Source organism: Flavobacterium sp. (assembly GCF_029242675.1).
Classification (GTDB): Bacteria; Bacteroidota; Bacteroidia; order Flavobacteriales; family Flavobacteriaceae; genus Flavobacterium.
The window spans coordinates 1-2456 of record NZ_JAQWTM010000242.1 but is presented as its reverse complement, the minus strand read 5'-3'; the positions used below and the strand labels follow the sequence as shown (position 1 = coordinate 2456).

The following is a 2456-nucleotide window of genomic DNA, read 5'->3' as shown; positions in this document are numbered from 1 at the left end:
AAGTGTATTAGCCATTTCAGGCAAGTTTGGCGATTTATTGACTTATGCTACTTTTGCATCTTTATTATTTTATATTTTAACAATTATTGGAGTCTTTATCTTGAGAAAAAAAGAGCCAAACACGGAACGTCCTTACAAAGCTTTTGGTTACCCATTTATACCAGCAATCTATATATTAGTTACGGTTGCTATATGTATCACTTTATTAGTTTACGATACTTTCAATACTGGTTTAGGACTTGGAATTGTAGCGTTAGGAGTTCCAGTTTATTATTTAGCAATGAATAAAAAGTAAATAGTTGTCATACCATCATAAAAAAAGCCTCAAACTACAACTAGTTTGAGGCTTCCTATTTTAAATTGAATCGTTTACTCTTGATTCAAACTGCGCAATTGCTTTAGCTTTTCTTTCCAAGTTTCTAAACTTTCTTTGTGAATAGCAATGTTCTTACGAACCTCTAAAACAATTGAATTCTCTTTTTTAGCATTTCTAGTGTTGGTGAAAAACTGAATATTATTTTCCAATTGAAAAATTTCGTTTTGCACTTCCTCAATTTTACGCATGATAAATATTTTCTCGCCTTCTAATTTGCGCGTATCATTATTATCAGCTAAACTGTCGATTCTATTTGCAAAACGCATCATATCCGAATCTTTCTTACTCAAACTTAATTTATCAAAAAGAGCGTCTAATATTTTGTTGAATTTCCCTTCAATATGTCTTTTAGGAAACGGAACCTTTCCTATGTTTTTCCAGTTCTCAATATGCAATTTTATAGCATCAAGATCGGCTTTATGCTCTCCAACAAGTTGAAAATCTCTTATTTGTTCTAGGTACGCTTTCTTTTTTTCGAAAGCTTCCATTTCTTCTGCGTTATCTTCAGTTCTTTGTTCTTTCAGCTTATCAAAATAACCATTACAGGCCGCTTTAAATTCATCCCAAACCTTATCAGAGTATTTGCGAGGAACGTGTCCTATTTTTTTCCAATCCTCCTGGATTTTTTTCATTAAAGGAGTAGTGGCAGCAAAGTCATCGCTATCTTTTAACTCTTGTGCTTTAGCAACAAGCGCATTTTTTTTAGCTAGATTGTCATTTTGCTCTTTTTTAATATCCTTGTAAAACGAGTTTTTAAAAGAATTGAAGTTTCTAACCGCCGTTTTAAAGGCGTCCCAAGTTGCTTCATTAACCTCTGCGGGTACTTTACCTGCTTCAAAAAATGCCGTTCTTAGGGCTTCTACTTTTTCAATTTGTCCTAGCCATTGAGAGTGCGCATTAACTTTAATAGTAGCTAAGTTCTCAATTTGACTGATGATTTCTTTTTTCTTGGTTAAGTTTTCCAATTCAGTCCCTCTCATTTTTTCAAATAAAAGTTCTCTCTTGTCATGCATTTGCTTAGTCAAATCACTAAACTTATTCCATATTGTATCACGATGTTCACGCGAAACGGGACCTATGTCTTCCTTCCAAATTTTATGTAAATCTTGCAATTCTCTAAACGCCTTATTGATATCAGTTTCTTGAACTAATTCTTCAACGCGAGCAACAATCTTTTGTTTTAACTCTAAATTATGTTTAAAATCCAAATCTCTTGCTTCTCTGTCAAGGTGCAAGTAATCATAAAAATTCTCCACATGAAAATGGTAATTGTTCCAAACGTGGTTGTACTTGTCCTTTGGAATCGGACCCGCATTTTTCCAACGCTCTCTTAATTCATTAAAGTGTTTTAAGGTGTCTTTAATGTTTTCATTAGGATTTATAAGCTCTTTCATCTCCTCTACAATTGCTAATCTGTTTTCTAGATTAGTTTGCAAATTCGATTGTAAACTCTTGAAATGCGCATTCTTATTGTCTCTATATTTTGAGTACGTTTGATCAAATTTTATTTTAAGAGGCGAGTGGTAGTGAAAATCCTCTGTCGTTTCGGGGTTTTCAGCATGAAATTCTTCTTTTTTCTCTTCGATAAAATGATTGAATTTTGCCAGAAAAGCCTTTTTTATCTCCTCAACATGTTCCTTAATCGATTGCACTTTATCCGTAGCCACAAGCTCTTGTAATTCGTCAACTAGCGCTTCCATCGAAAGCGTTTCATAGGCAAGCATCGGAATTTCATGACGTTCTCTAAGGCTAGCATCTTCGCCTTCCTCAGCATTCGAATCGTCAATTGCAGTCAATGCTTTTTGATTCTCGTTTTCAACAACAGTAGTGGCATCTGCTACGTTTTCGGCAGTACTCGCTTCCGTGTTTACGACTTCTTCAGCAGTTACAGCATCCTCTTTTACAGCGTTTTGAGTTGGAACAGCTTCCGTCGATTCGCTTACTAAATTTCCATCTGCTTCGTGCAGGTTATCATTCGTTTCTTCTAACATTTTGTCAATGTTTAAGGTTTGTACTCAATTATAGGTAGCGAAAGATAGTAAAGCGGCAGGAACTTACAAAATAATTCCTTTATTTATAG

The 2456-nt window shown here is 34.5% G+C and carries 2 protein-coding genes; one reads left to right on the top strand and one right to left on the bottom strand.

What is annotated here, in order from left to right; genetic code table 11:
* On the top strand, window positions 1-295 hold a 295-nt coding region (locus P8M54_RS08955; RefSeq protein ID WP_300287391.1), incomplete at its 5' end, for an amino acid permease.
* A gap of 74 nt (window positions 296-369) precedes the next feature.
* Here the strand turns inward: P8M54_RS08955 and P8M54_RS08950 are convergent.
* Window positions 370-2367 (bottom strand): DUF349 domain-containing protein, encoded by a 1998-nt coding sequence (locus P8M54_RS08950; RefSeq protein ID WP_300287389.1) that lies wholly within the window; start codon window positions 2365-2367, stop codon window positions 370-372.
* Window positions 2368-2456: the final 89 nt, after the last annotated feature.

What these genes read in the sequence shown, in the direction of transcription:
- P8M54_RS08950 (WP_300287389.1), bottom strand. Translation starts at nt 2,367, where the DNA reads ATGTTAGAAGAAACGAATGATAACCTGCACGAAGCAGATGGAAATTTA.